The organism is Pedobacter glucosidilyticus DSM 23534, from assembly GCF_000425145.1.
Taxonomy (GTDB): Bacteria; Bacteroidota; Bacteroidia; order Sphingobacteriales; family Sphingobacteriaceae; genus Pseudopedobacter; species Pseudopedobacter glucosidilyticus.
On sequence record NZ_AULF01000010.1, the window covers coordinates 1 to 23,754 of the forward strand.

Below are 23,754 nucleotides of genomic sequence, written 5' to 3' on the forward strand. Positions count from 1 at the left end.
TTGCTCTACAACGCTTTCATCTGATACGTTACGGATATGTTTCAACATCAGTAAACCCACCATTAAACGTATGGGCTTGGCCGGACGGCCGTTATCCTTACAATAGAGTGGGGCAAAGGCCTTTTCAAAAACACTCCAATCTATCTTGTTGGCAAGTAAAAATAAGGGATGGTGGCGGTTTAGGGTGTGCTCAAAAGTGAAAAATAGGCTGGTTTGATTCTCTGGTTTTTTATTGGGAAGCATCTTAAATATTTGCAAGTTTTACGATATAAATATAACAAATCTTGCAATTATTTCACATTAAAATTATACACAAAGTATTGATAATCATAATTTTATATACTTTTTAAGGCTCGACTAATTATGTTTAAAGAGTGCCTAGCAAATAACATCGTTCCGTTTATCATAAATGAAGATATTAAGCTTTTTTATTATCGAGGTTTAAAAGAATGGACACATATAAAAGAGTACTTATTAGATACCTGTCTTACAGCCCAAGATAATTATAAGGCAATTCTTCACTATTTTGAAATAGATTTTGATTAATCGGGTTTAATTGAAAATATTTATGTGAAAAGAATAATATAAAAAAGCCCTTTAAGGGCTTTTATGTTTTAAACAAAAATATTTTTTACTCTTTCTTACCACCAAATACCGAGAAGCTTACATAACGTTTAGGATTAGCTTTTAAATCTAGCATAAGCTTATCTAAATTTTGAGCTGCATTATTTAAGTTATTGTATAATTTTTCATCATTTAATAGTAAACCTACGGACCCTTTGCCTGAGTTTACTTTATTCATAACATTCTGTAAATCAGCAACAGCCTTATCTGCATTGTCTAAAGTCTGTTTAAAATTAGCTTTAGCTAATTGGTCAGACATGGTATTAAAATTGGTAATAATATTGGTGATTTGTTGATTATTATTCTTCAAATTAGCAGAGATAGATTCGGCATTAGCTAATATGTTATCAATTCTTTTAGATTGCACACCCACCATACCATCAACAGTTTTAGAGGTTGATTCTAAAGTTTCTAAAGTTTTAGCAATACTATTAAAACTTCTATTGATATTTTCTTGGAATGTAGGGTTCAAAATCTGATTAACAGATGTTAAAATAGAATCCATTCTAGAAATAAGCATTTGAGCTTTCTTTTGTACAGGCTCTACTTGTTCCAATATATTTTGTTGCACATTAGCATTCAAAGTATCTCCATCAACGGCATAAGTGAGGCTACTTCCTAAATCAAAAACTACAGCTTTGCTACCAAGCAAATCTGTACTTTCTAGTCTGGCTATGGTGTTTTTAGGGATAGCATATTTAGGATCAATTTTAAATTGGGCTAATATTTGCCCGCTTTCTAGTAAAGTAAGATCAGAAACACGTCCAATTTGATAACCGTTTACCAAAACAGGTTTAGAAATCGCCAAACCTTCAACTTTGTCATATTTGGCATAAAATTCATTTTCGCTGCTAAAAATATCGTTACCCTTTAAGAAGTTATAACCTATGATAAAAACAGCAATTGCAAAGGCTGCAAGTATACCTACTTTAGTTTCGTTAGAAATTTTCAAAATTTTAAATTTTAATTTTCAAATTTAAGACTCAATTTGCTTTTTGTAAGTGATAATAGCATTTAAAATATTGCTTACAATTTCATTCTGACCTTCGTCAGAATTGATATATTTTTCTTCCTCAGGGCTGCTGATAAAGCCAATTTCTGTTAAAATAGCAGGCATGCCTGCCTTGGCTAAAACGGCTAAACTTTGCTCCTTAACACCTCTGCTAATACGTCCAGATTTTTTATACTCCTCTTGCAGTAATGATGCCAATTTAATACTTTGTTCTCTAAAAGTATTTTTCATTAACGAAAAAATAATATAGCTCTCCGGGTCTCTAGGGTCAAAACCCTCATAATTGTTTTTATAATCTTTTTCTAACAATATAGAAGCATTTTCCCTTAAGGCAGCATCCTGTTCATCAATTCTACCAAAACCAGATACCAGTGTTTCAGTACCCCTCACTGCAGCTCTATTTTTATAATTATAAGGCATAGAGTTACAATGTATAGATATAAATATATCTGCTTTCTCTCTATTCGCTATCCCAATTCTATCATAAAGTTTTACAAAAACATCCGTTTTACGGGTATAAATTACTTTAACATCAGGTAATTTAGCTTCTATAGCTTTTCCTAATTTTAAAGCCACTTGTAAGGCTACGTCTTTTTCTTTAGAAAATAAACCTCTTGTGGCCCCATCTTCACCACCATGTCCGGCATCTATTACAATTACTTTTACTTTACTAGCTGCAGAAAAGTTATCTTTGCCGGCAAATAAATTTTTTGAAAAAAAGGTAAGAGTTATAGAAAGAATAATACAGCTAATAAACCTTTTGGATGTTGTAATTTTCATTAATTTTGAACGTTTTTCGTTTACCTTGCTTACAAAAATAATATTCATATTGAATTTTGAAATTTACTAATATAATTTTTATCTGTATTGGCGCAATAATACACATTTGTTTACTAACAAATGATGCAATTGGGCAAGTGGACACGTTAAAAACAAAAATTAACGCTATTGCATCTACAGATTCTACCCAAACGGATTCTGTTAAGAAAAATTCTAACAAAAATACAATTAATGATAAAATTGTCGCTACCGCAGAAGATTCTACTTTTTACGATGCTAAAAACAATATCATTTATTTATACGGAAAGGCAAAAGTTGTTTACGGTGAACGTGAAGTTGATGCCGGCTTCATAAAATTAGACCAAAAGAATAATACTATTTTTGCTAAAGGAACTATAGATTCTTTAGGTAAGTTTTCTGGTTTACCTATTTTTAAAGATCCTTCTCAGGGTACGCTCACTGCCGATTCTGTTTTTTACAATTTTAAAACTTCTAAGGGTAAAATTTATCAGGTATATACCGAGCAGGATGGAGGATTTATTACCGGTGGAAGAATTAAAAAGCAGCAAAACGAGGAAGTTCACATGAAAAAGGTAACTTATTCTACTTGTAATCTTCCAGATCCACATCAGCATTTTGGTATCATTATAACAAAGGGTATTGCAACAGAAAAAACTATTGTTACTGGGCCAGCCTATTTGGTTATAGAAGATGTTCCGCTTCCTTTCGTACTTCCTTTTGGCTTTTTCCCTAAGCCTAATAAAAGGGTTTCTGGAGTTTTGCTACCTAATTTTGGCGAAGATGCTCGTTTGGGTTTTTTCTTGAAAGACTTTGGGTATTATGTAGGTTTAAATGATTATTGGGATTTAACCCTAAGAGGTGGTGTTTACTCAAAAGGTTCTTATGAGATGAATGCAACTAGTAATTACACCAAACGTTACAAGTATAACGGTAACTTATTCTTTTCGTTCTTTTCAACAAAATCTGGAGTAGAAGGTACACCAGAATATGAAAATCCAAGTAAAAACTTCAATATCAGATGGACACACACACAAAACCCTAATGCCAGACCAGGAACCAATTTTAGCGCATCAGTGAATGCGGGTTCTTCATCTTATTTTAGACAAAGTGGTGTTCAGGATTTTACTCAAATAGCTCAAAATACATTAAATTCAAGTATTTCATATTCTAAAACATGGGCAAATACACCGTTTAACTTAAGTACTAGTTTGTCTCACAGTCAAGATTTAACCACTAAACAGATACGTTTAGGTTTACCAACTTTAAATTTCAGTATGTCTACCATCAATCCTTTTGATAAAAAGGATAGAGCAGGCGAGCAAAAATGGTATCAAAGAATTGCAGTAGGTTATAACTTAAACTTTGATAACCAGTTAGAAACAACAGATTCTTTGTTATTTACTAAAGACGCATTAAGAAAAGTAAGAACAGGTATTCAGCACAGTATCCCAGTTTCTTTATCATCACAAATATTTAAATATTTCCAGTTTAGCCAAAACCTATCTTATAATGAACGTTGGTATTTACAAACCATCCGTAAAAATTATATTTTAGCACCTACAGCCAACGGAACTAAAGATTCTTTAGCTATCGACACCATTCAGGGCTTTAGAAGAGCCAGCGAATATTCTGTAGGTACCCAAGTGTCTACAAAAATTTATGGTATGGTAAATTTCAAAAAAGGTAAAGTTGCAGCCATTAGGCATGTGATGACACCCAACGTAGGTATTTCTTACCGTCCAGATTTTGGTCAGGATAAATATGGTTATTATCAGGATGTAAGATCTAACCAGACAGGAGATGTACAGCGTTACTCTATTTTTGAGAATAGTATTTACCAAGGGCCGGGTTTGGGTAGGCAAGCATCCATGACATTTGGTTTAGAAAATAATATCGAAATGAAGGTGCGTAATGCCAAAGATACTACAAACGGAGGTATAAAGAAGATTCCTATTTTGCAAGGCTTAAACATCAATGGTAATTATAACTTCTTGGCAGATAGTTTTAAACTTTCAACACTTTCTTTCTCAGGAAGAACCTTTTTTACCGAAAAATTAGGTATAAGTTTTACGGGCGTATTAGATCCCTATGTTTACGAAACAGAGGAGTTTAATGGTGTTTTAAGAGGTAGAAGATTAGATAGATATACTTGGCAGGAGGGGAGCTTACCACGTTTACAAAACTTTAGTTTTTCTTTTGATTATAGCTTAAACTCGACAACTTTAGGCAAAAATAATGCTACCAATAATCCTCCAAATCAGAATAGTGATTTGTTTAACAGGGTAAGTCCGCAACAAGCCGCACAATTACAACAAATAAGTAGAAATGCCAACGCTTTTGTTGATTTTAATATCCCATGGAATTTAAGTTTTTTCTATAATTTCAATTATATCAATACAGGTTTTGAGAAAGATATTGTGCAAACACTTAATGCTAACGGAGACTTTAACTTAACGCCTAAATGGAAAGTTCAATTTTCATCAGGTTATGATTTTAACTCTAATACCATTAGCCCAACATCTTTTGCTATTTACCGCGATTTACATTGTTGGGATTTATCCATCAATTGGAGTCCTTTCGGGATTTATAAATTCTATAGTGTTAATTTAAGAGTTAAAGCATCCATACTTCAAGATTTAAAATTAAGTAAGCGTACATCAAACGCAATCCAAAGATTCTAAAAAATATGCTTGCAGAAATTATAACCATTGGCGATGAGATTCTTATAGGCCAAATTATCGACTCCAACTCGGCCTGGATGGCAGTAGAGCTTAATAAAATAGGCGTTAAAGTAAAGCAAATTACTTCTGTTTCTGATGATGCTGAGCATATTAAAGAAGCACTACATGAGGCAGAGAAAAGAGCTAATATTATTTTGATTACCGGTGGTTTAGGGCCTACAAAAGACGATATTACCAAAAAAACATTAGCTGAGTTCTATAAAAGTGGGGGAATGGTTTTACACCAGCCAACTTTAGATAAAGTTGCTGCTATTTTTGCCAAATATAACGCTCCATTAACCGAGTTAAATAAGCAACAGGCTATGGTGCCAGATAATTGCGAAGTTCTCTTAAACGAAAATGGAACTGCACCCTGTATGTTATTTAGAAATGAGGATAGGATGATTGTCTCTATGCCTGGTGTGCCATTTGAAATGATGGCTTTGATGCAGGATAAAATATTGCCTCTCATAAAAGCCACTTATAATTTACCCTCTATATTCCATAAAACTATTTTAACAGCTGGTATTGGCGAGTCTTTCTTGGCCGAAAAAATAGCACACATAGAGGATAGTTTACCTGCTTATATCAAATTAGCTTATTTACCTAAATTGGGTATTGTAAGGTTAAGATTAAGTACGGTAACAGGCATTACACCACAAACACAGCAAGAAGTTGAGCATTTTGCCAAGCTTATTAAAAATGAGATTGAAGATTTCTGGGTTGCAGATCAAGATATTCCTCTAGAAAAAGCTATTTTAAATCTAATGGATGCTAAGAAACTAAGCCTTAGCGTTGCCGAAAGCTGTACCGGGGGCTATCTTTCACACTTACTCACCCAACATCCGGGCTCTTCTTCTGTATTTTTAGGTGGAGGAATTGTTTATTCCAATACTTTAAAAATGAAGCAATTAGGCGTGAATAGTCAAACTTTAGATACCTATGGCGCTGTTAGCGAAGAAACAGTTATAGAAATGGCTAATGGAGCAATCAAAAATTTTAATAGTGATTATGCTATTGCTATTAGTGGTGTTGCTGGTCCTGATGGTGGAACGGTAGAAAAACCCGTTGGCACAGTTTGGATAGCAGTTGCGCACAAAAATCAAACTATTGCCAAGAAATTTACTTTTAGTAATAAACGTTTGCAAAATATAGAAAGAGCAGCTATTGCAGCTTTAAATCTTTTATTACGATTACTTAAGCAACATCAAGCATAAAAATCAATCAAATTGTTATTTTTGTTATAAACGATAAATAATTCTTATGGCTCAATACAAATTACTATTGCCAAAAATGGGCGAAAGTGTAGCGGAAGCAACAGTTATCAGATGGGAGAAAAATCCGGGTGATAATATTGAAATAGACGATATTGTATTGGAGGTAGCAACAGACAAAGTTGACTCTGAGGTACCATCGCCGGTAAAGGGTAAATTGGTACAGCAGTTTTTTGCTGAAAATGAGATAGCTCAAGTAGGGGATGTTATAGCTATGATAGAAACAGAGAGCCAAATGGATGATGTTGTGCAAGAAGAAAAAATTGAAGTTGAGCATATAACAGAAGAGTTAAGTAGCATACAGGAAGAAATCCCAGCTCCAGAAGAACCAGAAGAAGAAATTCCTTTTGTGCCAGCAACAGAAGAAAAAGAAGACTCAAGTTTTCAATATACAGAGTCAGGAAGGTTTTATTCTCCATTAGTTAAGAGTATTGCACAAGAAGAAGGATTAGATTTAGCAGAGTTAGACAAAATTCAAGGTACTGGAGCAGAAAACAGGGTTACAAAAAATGATTTACTCAATTATATTGCAGAGAAAAATCAAACTCAACGTTCATATCAGAAAGAAAGTAACCAAGCCCATAAAGTAGATAGCAGTAAAGAAGGTTTTAGTTATCATGATGAAATGCCTTCACAGCCAAAATCAACACAGACGGTAACTTACGGAAACGGTAATGATGAAATTATCGAAATGGACAGGATGCGCAAGCTTATAGCAGATCACATGATTAGCAGTAAGCAAACTTCTGCTCATGTTTGCTCTTTTGTAGAGGCTGATGTTACGAACTTGGTGCAATGGAGAAATAAAGTAAAAGATGCTTTTGAAAAAAGAGAAGGCGAAAAAATAACATTTACTCCAATTTTTGTTGAAGCAGTAGCAAAGGCCATTAAAGATATGCCAATGATTAATATCTCTGTAAATGGCTCTCAAATCATCAAGAAGAAAGATATTAATATTGGTATGGCTACAGCATTACCAAGTGGAAATTTAATTGTACCGGTAATTAAAAATGCCGACCAATTAAATATGGTTGGTTTAACCAAAGCGGTTAATGATTTAGCTGCTAGGGCTAGAATAAATAAACTACAGCCTGATGAAATACAAGGGGGTACTTTTACTATTACCAATATTGGTGGCTTTGGTAATATTATGGGTACGCCAATTATCAATCAGCCGCAGGTGGCTATTTTAGCAGTTGGTGTAATAAAGAAAAAACCAGCAGTAATAGAAACTCAACATGGAGACATGATAGGTATCAGACACATGATGTATTTATCATTATCTTATGATCATAGGGTTGTTGATGGTGCGCTAGGTGGTATGTTTGTAAGAAAAGTTGCCGATTATTTGGAACAGTGGGATAGCAACAGAGAAATTTAAGTTTCAATTTCTTAATAAAAAAACCGATTAGTTTTCTAATCGGTTTTTTTTATTAAGCAACCTGTAAGCTGCTTTGCTCTCTTTTTAAAGTTTTTTCTCTTAAAAACTTAGAGATGATGTTTTCAAGTTTTCTAACCTCAAGCAAAAATCCATCATGCCCATAAAGCGAATCAATTTCATGATATGATGCTTCGGGAATATGTTTAGCTATAAATTTTTGCTCATGTGTTGGGAAAAGCAGATCAGAAGCTATACCAATAACTAAAGTGTTTGCTTTTATGCTTGCTAAAGCAGCTGCTACACTCGTTCTTCCTCTTCCTAGGTTATGGCTATCCATAGTTTTGGTTAAATACCAATAACTATAGGCATTAAATCTGTTAACTAATTTCTCCCCTTGATAATTTTGGTACGATGAAGATTTAAATGAATCTATAACTTCGTTAGATGATTCTATTTGCTTATCAGCATAACAATGGTATGTTCTGTAAGATAATAAAGCAATACTCCTAGCTGTTTTTAAACCTTTTCGTCCGCCTGTTGCTTCTTGTGTGTAAAAAGTTCTATCGGTTTCTATAGCCAATCTTTGCGATTCGTTAAAAGCAATTCCCCAAGCAGAATGTTGTGCATTAGTTGCTAAAACAATTAGATTTTTAATTCTATCCGCTTCTGAAACAGACCATTCTAAAGCCTGCTGACCACCTAAAGAACCTCCAATTAAAACCTCTATGTTTTCTATTGCTAAGTGTTGCGCTAAAAGTTTGTGCGCTTCAACCATATCTCTGATGGTGATTTTTGGGAAAGACAAATAATAAGGTTGCTTAGTATTTTCATTAACAGATAAAGGATTTGTAGTGCCATAGGGAGAACCTAAAATATTAGCACAAACAATAAAATACTCTTCTGGGTTAAATAAATCATTTTCACCAAACAGGCCTTTCCACCAATCAAACACATCAGAATTTGCAGTTAAAGCATGGCAAACCCACACTACATTGCTTTTATCAGCATTTAGCTTACCAAAAGTATGGTAAGCTATGTTTAGCTTTTTAAGTCTTTTACCGCTCTCTAGCTTAAACTGCTTTTTGTATTGAAATATCTTTACACTCATCGCAAACATCAATTAAAAAGGTCAAAAAATTATTTAATGGCGTCAAAAGCTTGAGCAAAATCAGCTTTAATATCATCAATATGCTCTATACCAACAGAAACTCTTAATAAAGTTGGTGTAACACCTGCTTTTAATTGTTCATCAGCACTTAATTGTTGATGTGTAGTTGCAGAAGGCTGGATAATAAGTGTTTTTGCATCACCCACATTTGCTAAATGGCTGGTTAGTTTAAGTGCATCAACAAATTTGATGGCATTTTCTTTATCACCTTTCAACTCGAAAGATAATACGCCGCCAAAACCATTTTTTAAATATTTTTTAGCTAAAGTATGGTAAGGAGATGATTCTAAACCAGGATAGTTAACCGCTTGTACCGCCTCATGATTTTCTAACCACTTTGCTAATTCTAAAGCATTATCAACATGTCTTTGTACCCTTAAAGAAAGGGTTTCTAAACCTTGAATCAATAAGAAAGAGTTGAATGGAGAAATAGCAGGGCCAAAATCTCTTAAACCTTCTACTCTTGCTCTGATGATAAATTGGATGTTACCAAAAGGACCGTTAACACCAAAAACATCAGAGAAAACTAAACCGTGGTAACCTTCTGATGGTTCTGAGAATTGAGGAAATTTTCCGTTACCCCAGTTGTAATTTCCACCATCAACAATAACACCACCAACGCTAGTACCATGTCCGCCAATCCATTTTGTTGCAGATTCTACTACTACGTTAGCACCATGCTCAATTGGTCTAAAAAGGTATCCACCAGCACCAAAAGTATTATCCACAATCAAAGGAAGATCGTGTTTTTTAGCTAAAGCCGATATTTTTTCAAAATCAGGAATGTTAAACGCTGGGTTGCCAATAGTTTCTAGGTAAATAGCTTTAGTTTTATCGTCTATCAAGGCTTCGTAAGCTTCAGGTGTTTCCTCGTTAACAAAACGGGCTTCAATACCTAACCTCTTAAACTGAACTTTAAATTGGTTGTAGCTACCGCCGTATAAATATCTAGTAGAAACAAAGTTCTCTCCAGATTGAATAATATTTGCTATCGCAATGAATTGAGCTGCTTGTCCTGATGCTACTGCTAAAGCCGCTACACCACCTTCTAAAGCTGCTACTCTTTGCTCAAAAACATCTGTAGTTGGGTTCATTAAACGTGTATAAATGTTTCCGAACTCTTTTAAAGCGAATAAGTTAGCCCCATGTTCTGAGCTGTTAAATACATAAGATGTGGTTTGGTACAATGGAACGGCTCTTGAACCAGTTGTTGGATCTACTTGTTGGCCAGCATGTAATTGCAGGGTTTCAAATTTCAAATTTTTATTAGACATTGTATGATATTTTAAAATGTGAATAATAAAGTTTGTTATAAATGTATTATGGGATAAAGAGGCGTAAGAATTAGCACATACAGCAACACATATTACATTTCGCATAAGCAAATTGTAAAACAAGGGTGTTTTGATTTCCTTTGAGCAGGAAATTAATTTGTTGTAAGATGAATGCTAAACTTTTCATGTCTTTAAATTAATTTATATTTCCCTTTCGGGTCAGGATTTGGCACCTTTCACAATTATTGTGAGGTTGCCAGTGGGTCTTAGAGCCTGTTCTCTTACCACTTCTTTATAAATCAAGACCTTTTCTGAAGAGGAATTGATTTTGGTATTTAAACCAAATAATGTTTCAAAGATATATTTATTTGCTTTGTTTTTCCAAATAAAATTTTGAATTTATCTATATTTTGTTGATTATTAGTGTTTTAAGTTTTTTAAATTTTGGTCTAAATCATCAATTAAATCATCAATATGTTCTAAACCAACAGAAACTCTTAATAAATTTTTGGGTGTTTTGGTATCTGGGCCTTCCACTGCGTAACGATGCTCTATTAAACTTTCAACTCCTCCTAAACTTGTTGCTTGGGTAAATATTTTTAGTCCATTAATCAAATCAAATGCTGCTTTTTCACCACCTTTTAAAGTGAAAGAAAGCATACCACTATAGTTTAACATTTGCTTTTTTGCTAATTCATGCTGCGGATGTGATGCTAAGCCGGGATAAAAAACAGCTTCAATAGCTGGATGATTTTCTAAATAAATAGCCAATTTCATGGCATTTTCTATATGCCCACGCATCCGGTAAGGTAAAGTTTTAATACCTCGAGTAATCAGATAACAATCAAAAGGAGAGGGGGTTGCACCGCCAAAACCTTGAACAGTTCTAATCTTCTCCCAAAATTGGTCTTTATCTTTGGTGATGATAGCACCACCAGTAACATCACTATGGCCATTTAAATATTTGGTGGTAGAGTGCATTACTAAATGCGCACCTAAGGCTAAAGGTTGCTGGCAAATAGGCGTTGCAAAGGTATTATCAACAGCAAAAATAAGTTGATGCTTTTCGCAGATTTTGGCTATAGCAGAAATATCTGCTAGTTTTAATAAAGGGTTAGATGGTGTTTCGGCCCAAATTAACTTTGTTGAGGCATTTATAGTGCTTTCTATTAAAGATAAATTAGTAAAATCAATAAAATCAAAAGTTAAAATCCCTTTAAATAATATTTTAAGCTGATTCCTTAGTCCGTGATACATATCATCAGGACAAATAATGTGAGAGCCAGGTGCTAAAGCTTGAAAAACCGACATGCCAGCTGCGTTACCTGTGGCAAAAGCACAAGCATCTTCACCGCCTTCCAATAAAGCTAAAACACGTTCTAAAGATTTTCGGTTAGGATTATCTGCTCTGGAATAGATATATCCGCCTGGATATTCACCATTGCTTCTTTCAAAAGTAGTAGACAAAATTAAAGGCTGTACAACTGCTTTTGTAGCTTCATCAACCTTATTGCCTGCATGTATAACTAGCGTTTCTAAATTCATGGTTTATAACTTACAAAAGTAAACTTAATACAAAAGTGTTTGTTTTACATTAAGTAAACTAAAAAAAGCTTGCTAATTATTAATTTTGACAAAATTCATCGCATGAACGCATACCATCAACTTACTGTACTTTTACAAGATGCTCATTTAGAGGTTCCTCTAAAAGAGATAGCCTTAAAAGTACAAAATGGAGAGAGAATAAGTTTTGAAGAAGGAGTTCTTTTATATGAAAAAGCTGATTTATCCTATCTGGGTGTTTTAGCAAATTATATCAGAACCAAGAAGCATGGTAACGTTACTTATTTCAATAGAAATTTTCATATAGAGCCAACAAACTTATGCGTTTACGATTGTAAATTTTGCTCTTATTCTCGTTTAATTAAAGAAAGAGCAGAAGGTTGGGAGTATACCATGGAGGAAATGATGGCCATTATAAAATCTTATGATGACCAGCCTGTTACAGAAGTTCATATCGTTGGAGGTGTATTACCACAATACGATATGAAATTTTATATGGATTTCTTTACGGCTATTAAAAAGCATCGCCCAGATTTACATGTTAAAGCACTCACTCCGGTAGAATATCATTACATCTTTAAAAAAGCTAAAGTAGATTACGCTACTGGTATGCGGATGATGAAAGAAGCTGGTTTAGAGTCCATGCCGGGTGGTGGAGCAGAAATTTTTCATCCAGAAATAAGAGAACAAATAGCTAAAGATAAATGCGATGCTGACCAATGGCTGCAAATACATGAAGAATGGCATAAATTAGGAATGCGCTCTAACGCAACCATGCTATATGGTCATATAGAGGAATATTGGCATAGGGTAGACCATTTAGAGAGATTGAGGAATTTACAAGATAAAACAGGTGGTTTCCAAACTTTTATTCCGTTGAAATTTAGAAATCAGGATAACCAAATGTCTCATGTGGCAGAATCTACCGTAGTTGAAGATTTAAGAAACTACGCTATTTCTAGAATTTATCTGGATAATTTTGAGCATATCAAAGCTTACTGGGCTATGATAGGTAGAAATACTGCTCAATTATCCCTTAATTTTGGTGTTGATGATATTGACGGTACTTTAGACGATACCACCAAAATATATGCTATGGCTGGTGCCGAGGAGCAAAACCCTGCCATGAGTACTAAAGATTTAGTGAAATTGATTAAAGCAGTTGGTAAAAAACCAGTAGAAAGAGATACTTTATACCATGTTATCAATGATTTTGAGCATGCTGATTTCCCTGAGGATGAAAAACCAAAATACTACGCTTTACCCGTTATTAATTAAAAACATATAGTTTGGATAAGAAGAAAAATAAAAAGCTCTACATCATTAGGCATGGTGAAACAGATTTTAATAAAGATGGGATTGTACAAGGCAGGGGTGTAAATTCTGATTTAAATGCTACAGGAATTGCACAAGGCGAAGCTTTTTATAAAAAATACAAGGATATTCCTTTTGATAAACTTTATACATCAACCTTAAAAAGAACACATCAAACGGTAAAAGGCTTTATTGATGATGGCTTAGCCTGGGAGCAGTTAGCTGGTTTAGATGAGTTGGCTTGGGGTGTTTATGAAGGCCAAAAAAGCAATGCAGCTTTAAGAGAGGCTTTTGTCAATTTAATACAGGCTTGGGCCGCCGGGCATTATGATGTTAAACCAGAAGGTGGCGAAAGCCCTAATGATGTTTATGTACGGCAAGCAGCTGCAATGGATTACATCACTAATCAAGAAAATGAACATACGGTTTTAATTTGTATGCATGGCAGAGCGATACGTTTATTAATGTGTTTGTTGATGAAAAAGCCATTATCTGAGATGGACACATATCCTCACCAAAATACCTCTTTATATGTTTTAAACTATGATGGAGAGCAGTTTGAGATAGAAGTTTTTAATAGTTTAGCGCATTTAGAAGAGCAGGGTTTATAGGTTTGATTTTATTTTAAGATGATAAGAGTTTCTGCGGTTAGTTATACCAATACATTACCCTTTATTTATGGTCTAGCGCATCATCCTGTTAAAAAAGAAATACAGTTAACGGTAGATTATCCTGCATTGTGTGCTCAAAAACTCATAGATAATGAAGCTGATATAGGTTTAATACCTGTTGCCTCTTTGTTAAAATTACCAGAATATCACTTAGTATCTGATTATTGTATAGGGGCTAATGGTGCTGTAAATTCTGTTTATATTTTTAGCAATTGCCCGGTAAAAGAAATAGAATTTTTACAATTGGACCCCGAGTCTAATACCTCAAATAATTTAGCTTTTGTATTGCTAACGCATTATTTTAAAGTCAACCCTGTGAGGTTAATGAATGCGGTTGATTACGGCGAGCTTAAACATCCAAAAGCCGCATTTATACAAATTGGAGACCGTACTTTTGGCAAGCAAAATCTATATCCTTATGCTTATGATTTAGCTCAAGAATGGAAAAATTTCACAGGTTTACCTTTTGTTTTTGCTGCTTGGGTAAGCAATAAAAAGTTACCAGAGAAATTTGTTAATGCTTTTAGTGATGCCTTAAAACTTGGTTTAGATAACCGTAAAGAAGTCTTTAAAACCATGCAAATGCGAGATGATTTTGATTTGGAAGACTATTTGCTTCATAAAATAGATTACCCTTTGGACGCTCAAAAACGAGAAGCTTTAACCTTATTCTTAAATTATGTTAAAGCCTTAAGCTAATTTCTCTAGAACATTTTTAAGCATATTTTCTACAATTAAAGCCGGATTGGTGGCAAATTCAAAATTTAAGCGATTAGCTAAAATGGCATTTATAGAAATAGCTTCATGCCCTAAGGCATTGGCAAGAGCGTAAATTCCTGCGGTTTCCATCTCTAAATTGGTAATTGGATGATGGTTTAAATTTAAACTTGTTAACCTTTCAATAAGGTTATGGATTTTATTAATTGCTCTTACTTTTCTGCCCTGTGGAGCGTAAAACCCAGGAGCCGTTACCGTTATCCCTTTAGGAATATCAGCAGCTAAAGAATTTAATAAAGAAGCTGACGCTGATGTTAAATAAGGAGATAAGCTTAAATCTTGAAGAGAAGATTGAATTTGTTGCTCTAAAGCTTTATCTTCAGCGTTTAGGCTTCTTTCATAATAATGCATCAAACTATCTAAACCTAAACCATGTGAAGAGGCTAAAATGCTGCCCATTTCTACATCTTTATTTATACTTCCAGATGTTCCTAGTCTAATAATTTGTAAAGTTTTATGGTTTTCTTTTACTTGTCTTTGCTCAAAATCAATATTAGCAAGTGCATCCAATTCGTTTAAAACGATATCAATATTATCAGTACCAATACCTGTTGAAATAACGGTTATTCTTTTTTTACCGATATAACCCGTATGCGTAATAAACTCTCTTTTGCCCTTTTTTAGCTCAATTTTATCAAAATACTTGCTCACCTCTGGCACTCTTTCTTGGTCGCCAACAGTAATAATGGTATCAGCAATATCTTCTGGTCTTAAGTTTAAATGATAAATACTGCCATCAGCATTTATGATTAAATCTGATGCCGCTATCGTTTTTTCCATACTTAGTTTCTCATGTTGATGTATTGTAGGGGCTGGCCAAAATTATCGCCTCTGCAAAGTTGTATCACAGCTTGTAAATCATCAATTTTCTTACCTTGTACCCTTACTTGGTCTTCCATGATAGAAGCTTGTACTTTTAATCCAGAATCTTTAATTTTTTTTACAATTTTTTTAGCCGTTTCTTTATCAATACCTTCTTTAACCTCAATATCTTTTCTAATCATATTGCCAGAAACGCTGTAATGAGGTTTTTCTAAGTTTAAAGCATTAGGATCTAAATGTTGCTTCACCATTCTTGAAATGATAGAATCAATAATCGCTTTTAAACGCATATCATTCTCTGTTATCACAGTTAGCGCATTGGTTTTTTTATCCAATTCTATAGAACTTTTAGAATCATGAAAATCATAACGATTTAAAATTTCTTTTTTGGCATTATTAATAGCGTTATCTAATGTTTGGCTATCTAGTTTACTTACGATATCAAATGATGGCATACAAAAACTTAATTTGATTAATTGAGTTTTTAAAGATAGATTTAAATAAAACAATAAAAAAGTATTATGAAAGCATCAAAAACCAAAGGGGTAAATAGAAAAGTTAAAAAACAGCTTAAAAGCGATTTAGAAATTAACCTTAAAGCTAAGCTCAAAGATTTTATTGTGAGTTTGGGGCATGACGCTGAGGATATAGGTGCCGAATTAAAAAAGGCTAGTAAGCTGTTGGCTAAAAAACTAGCGGCTAAAATTAAAAGTGTAAAAGATATAAAGGTTAATAAAACGGATACTAAAAAGGCCGAAGTAAAAGTGAATACCTTAAAATCAACACAAAAAGCAAAAAAAGTAATTGCAAAAGCAGTTAAAAAGGTAAATACCAAGGCTGCTGATATAGAAGAAATTATTAAAAAAGAGGTTGTAAATCCAGCTAAAGTAGTTTTAGATGATGTTAAAACTGAGGCTCCAAAAGCGACTATTCCTGCTAAAAAAGTAATTAAAAAAGCCCCTACACCAAAAGCTTTGCCAACCAAAAAAGATGTTGATAAAGCAGTAACTGTAGCTAAGCCAGAGGCACCAAAAACAACCAGCAAAGCACCTGTTAAAAAAGTAAATAAATCATCAACTAAGAAAACACAGTAGATAAAGCAAATTGCTGCATCAATTTTGATAGGTATTACGTGTTTTTGAATAATGGCTAACAGCGTTTATACTTAACACATAGTTAACATTAAATTTTGCAGCTTTGGATTTCGTGGTATATAATGACAAATAGTAAACCTCCAATTTTAAATAGAGAAATTAGTTGGCTATATTTTAATGATAGAGTTTTGCAGGAAGCTGCAGATAAAACTGTCCCTTTGATAGAGCGCATAAAGTTTTTAGCTATATTTTCCTCTAATTTGGATGAGTTTTATCGCGTACGGGTTGCTACTTTAAATAGGTTAACAACTGTTGTAGACAAAGTAAAAGAGGAATTAGGCTATAATCCTAAAAAAATCCTCAATCAAATTAAAAATATCGTTATTAAACAAGAAAGAAAGTTTAATCTTTTGTACGAGGAGATTATCAAAGAACTTTCTAACAATAAAATTTTTATCCTTAATGATAAGCAATTAAACGTAAGTCGGGGAGCTTTCGTAAAATCGTTTTTTAGAGATAAGCTTTTATCTGCTATTGTGCCTATTATTTTAGATGAAAAACAGCCTTTTCCAGAATTAAAAGACAGGGTTATTTATTTTTTAGTAAAACTATCCAAAAAAGATAAAAAATCTAAAATTAAATATGCTTTAATAGAGCTTCCTGAAGGTATAAGTAGATTTTTAATTTTACCAGAAACCAACAATCTGAAATTTATTATTCTGGTAGATGATATCATTAGGTATTGTTTAGATGATGTTTTCTTCATTTTTGATTATGATGAAATTGAAGCATATTCTATTCAAGTTACCCGTGATGCTGAATTGGATTTAGATAAAACAGTTAGTGATAAATTTATAGAAGCATTATCTAAAAGCTTACAAAAGCGCAAAAAAGGTAAGCCAATGCGTTTACTTTATGATACTGCCATGCCAATGGATATGCTATCAACCATTGTATCAAAATTAAATTTAAACTCAGAAAGTTTAATACCCGGTAACAGGTATCACAACTTTAAAGATTTTATAAGCTTTCCTAATGTAGGTTTAGATAATTTAGAATATAAAAAGGAGACACCGCTGCCGGTAAAAGGTTTAAGCTATTTTAAAGGTTTATTCGAGTTGATTAAACAAAAAGACTATCTTATCAGTCTGCCTTATCAATCTTTTGACTATATCATCCACTTTTTAAGAGAAGCCGCCATAGATCCAAAAGTTACCGAGATACATATCACTTTATATCGTTTGGCAGAAAATTCTAAAGTAATTAATGCGCTTATCAACGCATCACGTAATGGCAAAAAGGTAAATTGTTTGGTTGAGCTTAAAGCCCGTTTTGATGAGCAAGCCAATATTTATTGGACAAACAGACTAGAAGAAGAGGGGGTAATGGTTAACTATGGTATCACCGGTTATAAAGTGCATTCTAAAATTTGTTTAGTTACCCGTATAGAAAAAGGCGTTAAAGTACATTATGCTAATTTAGCTACAGGCAATTTTAATGAGAAAACTGCTGGTATTTATGGTGACCATAGCTTATTTACTGCTAATCCTAAAATTACGGATGAATTAAGTAAACTGTTTATAGCCATTTCTAAAAAAGCAATTTCTAAAGATTATAAGCATTTAATAGTTTCTCCTTTAGAAACTCGACCTAAATTATTCGCACTCATTAATCAGGAAATTAAAACTGCCAAACAAAATAAAGAGGCTTACATTATCTTAAAAATGAATTCGCTTGCTGATGAGCAAACCATCAAAAAGCTTTACGAAGCTAGCAATGCGGGTGTAAAAATTACATTGATAGTACGTGGTATGTGTAGCTTGGTTCCTGGAAGAAAAGGTTTTAGCGAAAATATTGAAGTGATATCTATTGTAGATAAATATTTGGAACATGCTAGGATATGGGTTTTTGCAAATGGAGGGAAAGAAAAAGTCTTTTTATTATCAGCCGACTTAATGACTAGAAACTTAGATCATCGGGTAGAAGTTGGTTTCCCTATTTATGATGAGACTATCAAACAGGAAATTAGAGATATTATAGATATACAATTAAAAGACAATACCAAAGCCAGAGAAATCAATCATCTCAACAACAATAAATATCGTAAAACTGGTCATAAAGAACCTTACCGTTCTCAAATAGAGATATATAATTATTTAAAACAAAAACATAGCTAAAATTGAAATACGCAGCAATTGATATTGGTTCTAACGCAGTAAGACTCCTTATAGCAGATATTATAGATAACGACGGAACCATCTCTTTTAAAAAAAACACTTTAGTAAGAGTACCTTTAAGGTTAGGTGACGATGCTTTTCTAGAGAAAAAAATATCCGAAAAGAAAGCTATTGATTTATATAAAACCATGTTAGCTTTTAAGAATCTTATGGATGTTTATAAAGTTGAAGATTACATGGCTTGTGCAACATCGGCCATGCGTGAGGCGGTAAATGGTGAAGAACTTGCAACAAAAGTAAAAGAAGAAATAGGCCTTAATTTAGAGGTTATTGGCGGACAAAAAGAAGCTAGTATTATCTATGCCAGCCATATAGAACAAACGTTAGACCGTAAGAAAAACTATTTATATATAGATGTTGGCGGCGGAAGTACAGAACTTTCGGTATTTAGTCACGGCCAAATGGAAGCCTCAAAATCTTTTAATCTAGGTACTATCCGTATTTTGGATAATCAGGATAGAGAAGAAGAATGGCAAGATATGCAAACCTGGATTAAAGAAAATTGTAAAGACACAAGAGATCTTATAGGCATTGGTACAGGAGGTAATATCAATAAATTATTTAAGTTATCTGATGAAAAAGAAGGGGCTCCTTTATCTTTCACGAAGCTTAAAAACTTAGAAAATTATTTAAGTTCTTACTCTTTAAAAGACAGAATCAACGTTTTGGGCTTAAATCAAGATAGGGCAGATGTTATTATCCCAGCTTGTGATATTTTTCTTAAGGTGATGAAATGGGGTAATATTAAAAACATTTATGTGCCCAGAGTTGGTATGGTTGATGGAATTATTCAACTATTAATAGAGAAAAATTTTAAGTAGTTGAGATTAATTTAGCTAATTAGATTTAGGCTTTGTATTTTTAGATTTGAAATTCTGAGGAAAATTTCAGATAATCAAACTATTAAACCAAAAACACTCAACATGATTAAACATTTGCTAAAGGTATTTACCTTTTTAGCTTTCTTTATTTTTGCTTGTAAATTACAAGCTCAAGATAATAAGATAGTTGCTGGCTTATTACTTACTTGGGTTGATGATCCAACATCTACGATGGTTATTGATATTCATACATCAAGCGATTATCAAGGTAAAAATACTTTATATTATAAACTAGCAACAGCTAAAACGTGGAACGAATTTCAAGGAGAAAGCTTTGCTTTTCCATTTTCTACCAAGAAAATCACTAGATTTTATTTAAAAAATCTTACAGCAGCAGGTAATTACGAGTTCACTTTTGGTACTGATAAAACCGTTTACAGGTTTAGAACTATGCCGCTAAATACCAAAAAAGGCGTCACTTTTATAACTGGTGGCGATACCATGCATGATAAAGCCCACATGGATAGAACCAATAAGGCTGTATTGGCACTAAACCCAGATTTTATAGTCTTAGGTGGAGATTTAGCTTACGCAAATGGCTTAGAAAAGAATTTGGGAAGATGGGAGCAATGGTTTCAATCTGTACAAGAAACGCTTATAGATAAAGATAACAGGATTATTCCTATTGTAGCAGGTATCGGAAACCATGAAGTTGTTGATGGAACTTATAAAAAGCATCCAGACTTTAAAGATACCAACGAGTGGAGAAAGAAAATAGCTCCTTACTTTTATACTTTTTTTGCTTTCCCAGGTTTAAGAGGCTATAATGTTCTTGATTTTAAAAATTACCTTTCATTAGTTGCCTTAGATACAGATCATTCTAACCCGATTAAGGGCGAGCAAACCCAGTGGTTAGCACAAACCTTAGCCACTAGAAACAAAAAAGTAGATTTTATATTCCCTTTCTACCATGTACCAGCTTATCCATCAAACAGAGCATTTTCTGCGAGTAACAGTAAAGAAATAAGAGAGCATTTTGTTCCTCTGTTTGAGAAAAATGGTGTAAGAGTAGCTTTTGAAAATCATGACCATACTTATAAAAGAACATATCCTATCTTTGAAAATAAAATTGATGAAACCGGTAAAGGTATTGTGTACATAGGCGATGGCGCATGGGGAGTAAATACAAGACCAATAACCAAAAAAGAATGGTATTTAAAAGAAGCGCAAAGTATTAGACATTTTATTGCGGTAACATTAAAAAACAATCAAGCATCGTTCAGGATGATTAATGAAAATGGTGTTCAGTTTGATAGTTACCAATACAAGAAATAATGACTCACATTTCCTGATGCTAAAGGGTGGCTTTACAAATTGTGAAGCCATTTCTTTTTTAGGATAAATTAAACTTTAACTTTTTAAAATATTTATTAATTTAGCCAAACAAAATAAAATAAATCAAAAGTTTTTAACCAATTATTCTAAACTTTCTATATGGTTTCTTCTAGCCAAGAACAAAATATTCAGCCCAAGGCAGGTCTTTTAAGTGCTGCTGTAATTGTAGCCTCTTTAGGTTACTTTGTAGATGTTTATGATTTACTACTTTTTAGTATTGTGAGGGTACCCAGTTTAGAGTCTATGGGTTATTTTGGGCAAACCTTAACAGATAATGGCATCTTTCTTTTAAACGTTCAAATGATAGGTTTGCTATTAGGGGGTATTTTTTGGGGCATACTTGGCGATAAAAAAGGTAGACTTTCTGTGTTGTTTGGTTCTATTTTTATGTATTCGGTGGCTAACATCGCTAATGGTTTTGTAAACTCGATAGAAGCTTATGCTGTTTGGCGTTTTATAGCTGGAGTTGGTTTGGCAGGCGAGTTGGGAGCTGGTATTACTTTAGTGGCCGAGTTAATCTCTAAAGAAAAAAGAGGCTATGCCACAACTATAGTGGCTGCTGTGGGGGTTAGTGGCGCTGTAGCAGCATATTTTGTTTCACAAATTTTTGATTGGCGCACCTGTTATTTTATTGGTGGTGGTTTAGGCTTGTCTCTTTTGTTGTTAAGAATAGGTGTTTCAGAGTCTGGCATGTTTGGTAAAACTAAAGAGCAAGAACATGTAAATAGAGGTGATTTTTTCTCTCTTTTTAGTAATAAAAAACGCTTTTTTAAATATCTCAGATGTATCGTTATTGGTGTGCCACTATGGTTTGTGGTTGGAATTTTAATTACCTTATCTCCAGAATTTGGTAAGGTTTTAGGCGTTCAAGGTAATGTAAATGCTGGAGCAGCTGTAGCTTGCTGTTATGCGGGCTTAGTTTTAGGCGATATTGCAAGCGGCTTGTTAAGTCAGTGGTTAAAAAGCCGCTTAAAAGTGGTTTATGTTTATTTGTTTTTATCAGTATTAGGCGTTGCGGCATATTTCTTTTTATCTGGTATAAGTTTATTTGCTTTCTACGCAATATGCTTATTTCTAGGTTTTTCTGTAGGCTATTGGGTTATTTTTATGACTATCGCAGCAGAGCAGTTTGGTACTAATATTAGAGCAACAGTAACCACTACCGTACCCAATTTTGTAAGAGGTGCAGTTGTTCCTTTATCATTACTTTTTCAGTTTTTTAATAAGATTTTCAACGGAACTTTTATCCACGCAGGTATTATTGTTGGGGTAATAAGTTTAGGATTAGCTTTTTGGGCTTTAAATAAAATGCAAGAAACTTTTTCTAAAGATTTAGATTATTTAGAAGACTAAAATTTTTATTTATCCTGCTATGTTAGCCGAACAAATTTCTGTTTTTGATATTCTTAAAATAGGTGTTGGTCCTTCAAGTTCACACACGCTTGGTCCGTGGAGGGCAGCGCAACGTTTTGTAAAAGATTTACTTGCAAACGGCAAACTTAATCAGGTAAATACTATTCATGTTGTTTTATATGGTTCGCTAGCTAAAACAGGTATTGGGCATGGTACAGATATAGCTTTAATGTTGGGTTTAAGCGGTTTTGATCCGGTTACGATGGACATCAACCAAATAAATCCGGTTATAGAAAGCATCAAAAAGGATAAAAAAATAAATCTTCATCAGCAACAGCTCATAGATTTTAATTACGCTAAAGATATTGAGTTTTTAAAGCAAGAATCCTTACCTTATCATCCTAATGCCCTCACTTTTATTGTGGTATTAGCCTCGGCCGAGGTTTATCAAGAAACTTATTATTCTGTTGGTGGTGGTTTTATCCAAAAAGAAGGAGAAGAAACCTTAACTTCGGCTAAGACAATAGCACCTAAATACGAAACACAAACCGCTGCTCACTTACTTCACGCTTGTACAACTGCGGTTAAAAATATCAGCAGTATAGTTTTAGAGAATGAAAAATGCTGGAATACAGAATTTGTTATAGATGAAAAATTACTTCAAATATGGCAGGTGATGATAAACTGTATTTATAAAGGGGGCCATGAAGAAGGAATTTTACCTGGTGGATTGCTTGTAAACAGAAGAGCCGCCGCTATCAATAAAAGGTTATTATCTGGCAAAAAGTATCATAACCAATACGATTGGATGGCTGCCATTAAAGAAAATGGTAATGGTTTTCAGTATACTTTAAATTGGGTTAGCTGTTTTGCTTTAGCAGTAAACGAAGAAAATGCTTCTTTTGGCAGGGTGGTAACAGCACCAACAAATGGTTCTGCGGGTGTTATTCCGGCTGTTTTAATGTATTATATTGTTTTTTGCAATGGTCAAAACAACAGTAAAATCATACAATTTTTATTAACTGCAGCACAAATTGGAAGTATTTTTAAACAAGGTGCAACTTTATCTGCTGCTATGGGCGGTTGCCAAGCAGAAATTGGTGTAAGCTCGGCAATGGCAGCAGCTGGTTTAACAGAAGTTTTAGGTGGCAGCCCAGAGCAATGTTTAATGGCTGCAGAAATTGCTATGGAGCATCATCTAGGGCTTACATGCGATCCAATTGCTGGTTTAGTTCAAGTTCCTTGTATTGAGCGTAATACGATGGGGGCAATAAAGGCTATCACTGCTGCTCAACTAGCACTACAAAGTGAGCCATCAAAAGCAAAAGTTTCTTTAGACAGTGTAGTTAAAACCATGTGGGAAACGGCTTTAGATATGAATTCTAAATACAAAGAAACATCAGAAGGTGGCTTGGCAGTTAATATTCCAATAAGTTTAAGTGATTGCTAGTCT

At 33.7% G+C, this 23,754-nt stretch carries 20 protein-coding genes and 1 riboswitch; of the genes, 12 read left to right on the forward strand and 8 right to left on the reverse strand.

What is annotated here, in order from left to right; all coding sequences use genetic code 11:
* From H510_RS0103475 to H510_RS0103490, 3 genes are all read right to left on the reverse strand, one after another.
* Positions 1-243 (reverse strand): transposase (locus tag H510_RS0103475; protein WP_162143050.1); only part of this gene is annotated, 243 nt, incomplete at its 3' end.
* A gap of 388 nt (positions 244-631) precedes the next feature.
* Positions 632-1,576, reverse strand: a complete 945-nt coding sequence (locus tag H510_RS0103485; protein WP_026903037.1) for an MlaD family protein — start codon at positions 1,574-1,576, stop codon at positions 632-634.
* Positions 1,577-1,600: 24 nt separating this feature from the next.
* On the reverse strand, positions 1,601-2,464 hold the full coding sequence (locus H510_RS0103490) for an N-acetylmuramoyl-L-alanine amidase family protein (protein ID WP_425413791.1): 864 nt from the start codon (positions 2,462-2,464) through the stop codon (positions 1,601-1,603).
* A gap of 89 nt (positions 2,465-2,553) precedes the next feature.
* Here H510_RS0103490 and H510_RS0103495 point away from each other — a divergent pair, with 89 nt between their 5' ends.
* Genes H510_RS0103495 through H510_RS0103505 form a run of 3 tightly spaced genes read left to right on the forward strand, consistent with a single transcriptional unit; the run spans position 2,554 to position 7,812 of the window.
* A complete protein-coding gene (locus tag H510_RS0103495; RefSeq protein WP_245584783.1) occupies positions 2,554-5,118 on the forward strand; it encodes a putative LPS assembly protein LptD in 2,565 nt (854 codons plus the stop codon).
* A 5-nt stretch (positions 5,119-5,123) separates the two neighbouring features.
* Entirely contained in the window at positions 5,124-6,374 is a 1,251-nt protein-coding gene (locus H510_RS0103500) for a competence/damage-inducible protein A (protein WP_026903040.1), read from the forward strand.
* A 46-nt stretch (positions 6,375-6,420) separates the two neighbouring features.
* Positions 6,421-7,812, forward strand: coding sequence for a dihydrolipoamide acetyltransferase family protein (locus H510_RS0103505; RefSeq protein WP_026903041.1), 1,392 nt, complete (start codon positions 6,421-6,423; stop codon positions 7,810-7,812).
* Positions 7,813-7,864: 52 nt separating this feature from the next.
* Here the strand turns inward: H510_RS0103505 and metX are convergent, their stop codons facing one another.
* The 3 genes from metX to H510_RS0103520 all read right to left on the reverse strand — a co-directional run bounded on the left by metX (position 7,865) and on the right by H510_RS0103520 (position 11,799).
* Entirely contained in the window at positions 7,865-8,920 is a 1,056-nt protein-coding gene (gene metX / locus H510_RS0103510) for a homoserine O-acetyltransferase MetX (RefSeq protein ID WP_026903042.1), read from the reverse strand.
* 29 nt (positions 8,921-8,949) lie between these two features.
* Complete coding sequence (locus tag H510_RS0103515) at positions 8,950-10,254, reverse strand: O-acetylhomoserine aminocarboxypropyltransferase/cysteine synthase family protein (RefSeq protein WP_026903043.1); 1,305 nt, start codon at positions 10,252-10,254, stop codon at positions 8,950-8,952.
* A 198-nt stretch (positions 10,255-10,452) separates the two neighbouring features.
* A riboswitch (SAM riboswitch) is annotated at positions 10,453-10,555 on the reverse strand.
* 119 nt (positions 10,556-10,674) lie between these two features.
* On the reverse strand, positions 10,675-11,799 hold the full coding sequence (locus H510_RS0103520) for a trans-sulfuration enzyme family protein (protein WP_026903044.1): 1,125 nt from the start codon (positions 11,797-11,799) through the stop codon (positions 10,675-10,677).
* Positions 11,800-11,901: 102 nt separating this feature from the next.
* Between H510_RS0103520 and mqnE the strand changes: the two genes are divergently transcribed.
* Genes mqnE through H510_RS0103535 form a run of 3 tightly spaced genes read left to right on the forward strand, consistent with a single transcriptional unit; the run spans position 11,902 to position 14,501 of the window.
* Positions 11,902-13,095: an aminofutalosine synthase MqnE gene (gene mqnE / locus H510_RS0103525; protein WP_026903045.1), complete on the forward strand. Its 1,194-nt coding sequence runs from the start codon at positions 11,902-11,904 to the stop codon at positions 13,093-13,095.
* A gap of 11 nt (positions 13,096-13,106) precedes the next feature.
* Complete coding sequence (locus H510_RS0103530; RefSeq protein WP_026903046.1) at positions 13,107-13,742, forward strand: histidine phosphatase family protein; 636 nt, start codon at positions 13,107-13,109, stop codon at positions 13,740-13,742.
* An 18-nt stretch (positions 13,743-13,760) separates the two neighbouring features.
* Positions 13,761-14,501 carry a menaquinone biosynthetic enzyme MqnA/MqnD family protein gene (locus tag H510_RS0103535; protein ID WP_026903047.1) on the forward strand — a complete coding sequence of 247 codons (741 nt, stop codon included), beginning with the start codon at positions 13,761-13,763 and terminating at the stop codon, positions 14,499-14,501.
* Here the strand turns inward: H510_RS0103535 and H510_RS0103540 are convergent.
* Both H510_RS0103540 and H510_RS0103545 read right to left on the reverse strand, forming a co-directional pair.
* Positions 14,493-15,359 (reverse strand): nucleoside phosphorylase, encoded by an 867-nt coding sequence (locus H510_RS0103540; RefSeq protein ID WP_026903048.1) that lies wholly within the window; start codon positions 15,357-15,359, stop codon positions 14,493-14,495. The genes H510_RS0103535 and H510_RS0103540 overlap by 9 nt on opposite strands.
* Before the next feature lie 2 nt (positions 15,360-15,361).
* Positions 15,362-15,856 carry a YajQ family cyclic di-GMP-binding protein gene (locus H510_RS0103545; protein ID WP_026903049.1) on the reverse strand — a complete coding sequence of 165 codons (495 nt, stop codon included), beginning with the start codon at positions 15,854-15,856 and terminating at the stop codon, positions 15,362-15,364.
* A 66-nt stretch (positions 15,857-15,922) separates the two neighbouring features.
* Here H510_RS0103545 and H510_RS19460 point away from each other — a divergent pair, with 66 nt between their 5' ends.
* The 6 genes from H510_RS19460 to H510_RS0103575 all read left to right on the forward strand — a co-directional run bounded on the left by H510_RS19460 (position 15,923) and on the right by H510_RS0103575 (position 23,751).
* Positions 15,923-16,495 carry a hypothetical protein gene (locus H510_RS19460; RefSeq protein ID WP_051291031.1) on the forward strand — a complete coding sequence of 191 codons (573 nt, stop codon included), beginning with the start codon at positions 15,923-15,925 and terminating at the stop codon, positions 16,493-16,495.
* Positions 16,496-16,617: 122 nt separating this feature from the next.
* Positions 16,618-18,672 carry a polyphosphate kinase 1 gene (ppk1, locus tag H510_RS0103555; RefSeq protein ID WP_026903050.1) on the forward strand — a complete coding sequence of 685 codons (2,055 nt, stop codon included), beginning with the start codon at positions 16,618-16,620 and terminating at the stop codon, positions 18,670-18,672.
* Between the two features lie 2 nt (positions 18,673-18,674).
* On the forward strand, positions 18,675-19,553 hold the full coding sequence (locus tag H510_RS0103560; protein ID WP_026903051.1) for a Ppx/GppA phosphatase family protein: 879 nt from the start codon (positions 18,675-18,677) through the stop codon (positions 19,551-19,553).
* Between the two features lie 102 nt (positions 19,554-19,655).
* On the forward strand, positions 19,656-20,888 hold the full coding sequence (locus H510_RS0103565; protein WP_026903052.1) for a purple acid phosphatase family protein: 1,233 nt from the start codon (positions 19,656-19,658) through the stop codon (positions 20,886-20,888).
* 159 nt (positions 20,889-21,047) lie between these two features.
* Positions 21,048-22,301 carry an MFS transporter gene (locus H510_RS0103570; protein ID WP_051291032.1) on the forward strand — a complete coding sequence of 418 codons (1,254 nt, stop codon included), beginning with the start codon at positions 21,048-21,050 and terminating at the stop codon, positions 22,299-22,301.
* A 19-nt stretch (positions 22,302-22,320) separates the two neighbouring features.
* The gene (locus H510_RS0103575; protein ID WP_026903054.1) at positions 22,321-23,751 is read left to right on the forward strand and encodes an L-serine ammonia-lyase; all 1,431 of its coding nucleotides are present in this window, start codon (positions 22,321-22,323) and stop codon (positions 23,749-23,751) included.
* The last annotated feature ends 3 nt before the right edge of the window (positions 23,752-23,754 follow it).

What these genes read in the sequence shown, in the direction of transcription:
- H510_RS0103490 (WP_425413791.1), bottom strand. Translation starts at nt 2,464, where the DNA reads ATGAATATTATTTTTGTAAGCAAGGTAAACGAAAAACGTTCAAAATTA.
- H510_RS0103500 (WP_026903040.1), top strand. Translation starts at nt 5,124, where the DNA reads ATGCTTGCAGAAATTATAACCATTGGCGATGAGATTCTTATAGGCCAA.
- H510_RS0103505 (WP_026903041.1), top strand. Translation starts at nt 6,421, where the DNA reads ATGGCTCAATACAAATTACTATTGCCAAAAATGGGCGAAAGTGTAGCG.
- metX (WP_026903042.1), bottom strand. Translation starts at nt 8,920, where the DNA reads ATGAGTGTAAAGATATTTCAATACAAAAAGCAGTTTAAGCTAGAGAGC.
- H510_RS0103515 (WP_026903043.1), bottom strand. Translation starts at nt 10,254, where the DNA reads ATGTCTAATAAAAATTTGAAATTTGAAACCCTGCAATTACATGCTGGC.
- H510_RS0103520 (WP_026903044.1), bottom strand. Translation starts at nt 11,799, where the DNA reads ATGAATTTAGAAACGCTAGTTATACATGCAGGCAATAAGGTTGATGAA.
- mqnE (WP_026903045.1), top strand. Translation starts at nt 11,902, where the DNA reads ATGAACGCATACCATCAACTTACTGTACTTTTACAAGATGCTCATTTA.
- H510_RS0103535 (WP_026903047.1), top strand. Translation starts at nt 13,761, where the DNA reads ATGATAAGAGTTTCTGCGGTTAGTTATACCAATACATTACCCTTTATT.
- H510_RS0103540 (WP_026903048.1), bottom strand. Translation starts at nt 15,359, where the DNA reads ATGGAAAAAACGATAGCGGCATCAGATTTAATCATAAATGCTGATGGC.
- H510_RS0103545 (WP_026903049.1), bottom strand. Translation starts at nt 15,856, where the DNA reads ATGCCATCATTTGATATCGTAAGTAAACTAGATAGCCAAACATTAGAT.
- H510_RS19460 (WP_051291031.1), top strand. Translation starts at nt 15,923, where the DNA reads ATGAAAGCATCAAAAACCAAAGGGGTAAATAGAAAAGTTAAAAAACAG.
- ppk1 (WP_026903050.1), top strand. Translation starts at nt 16,618, where the DNA reads ATGACAAATAGTAAACCTCCAATTTTAAATAGAGAAATTAGTTGGCTA.
- H510_RS0103565 (WP_026903052.1), top strand. Translation starts at nt 19,656, where the DNA reads ATGATTAAACATTTGCTAAAGGTATTTACCTTTTTAGCTTTCTTTATT.
- H510_RS0103570 (WP_051291032.1), top strand. Translation starts at nt 21,048, where the DNA reads ATGGTTTCTTCTAGCCAAGAACAAAATATTCAGCCCAAGGCAGGTCTT.
- H510_RS0103575 (WP_026903054.1), top strand. Translation starts at nt 22,321, where the DNA reads ATGTTAGCCGAACAAATTTCTGTTTTTGATATTCTTAAAATAGGTGTT.